The organism is Buttiauxella gaviniae ATCC 51604 (assembly GCF_001654835.1).
GTDB lineage: Bacteria > Pseudomonadota > Gammaproteobacteria > Enterobacterales > Enterobacteriaceae > Buttiauxella > Buttiauxella gaviniae.
Genome location: NZ_LXEP01000012.1, coordinates 1 through 808, shown reverse-complemented (window position 1 = coordinate 808; position 808 = coordinate 1). Strand labels below are relative to the sequence as shown.

The 808-nt window shown below is 57.5% G+C and carries 1 protein-coding gene; it reads left to right on the top strand.

Annotation, left to right across the window (positions count from 1 at the left end):
* On the top strand, window positions 1-808 hold an 808-nt coding region (locus M977_RS07115; RefSeq protein ID WP_157092049.1), incomplete at both ends, for an Ig-like domain-containing protein.

Below are 808 nucleotides of genomic sequence, written 5' to 3'. Positions count from 1 at the left end.
ACCCACCGCGGTGCTGAATGAAGGCAGTAATGATGTGCAGGTGATGGTCACCGGTGTTGACGCGTCCGGTAACACCGCGATTGCCGTTGAGCACAAAACCGTGGTGCTGGACACGCAGGCGCATAACGCCGTCACTATCGACACGGTGGCGGGTGACAACATTGTCAACGCACATGAAGGTCGCATGCCGACCTTTATCAGCGGTAATGTGACCGGTGATGCGCAGGCGGGTGACCACGTGCTGGTCAGCGTGAACGGTCATAATTACAACGGCGTGGTGGTGGATAATAGCGGTCATCTCACCTACGAAGTACCGCTACCGGACGGTGTGCTGCATGAAGGCAGCAATGACGTGCAGGTGATGGTGACTGGCACGGACAACGCTGGAAATACCGCGATCTCCACAGCTCATCAGATGGTAATGGTGGACACCCAAGCGCAGAACTCTATCACTATTGATACTGTTGCCACCGACAATGTGGTGAATGCCGCCGAATCCCGTATGCCAACGCTCATCAGCGGAGAGGTGTCCGGTGATGCGCAGGTGGGTGACCACGTGGTGGTCAGCGTGAACGGCCATGAATATCGCGGCGATGTTGTGGCGGATGCCAACGGCCAGCTGCGTTACGAAGTACCGGTACCCACCGCGGCGCTGAATGAAGGCAGTAATGATGTGCAGGTGATGGTCACCGGTGTTGACGCGTCCGGTAACACCGCGATTGCCGTTGAGCACAAAACCGTGGTGCTGGACACTCAGGCGCATAACGCCGTCACTATCGACACGGTGGCGGGTGACAACACCGTCAAC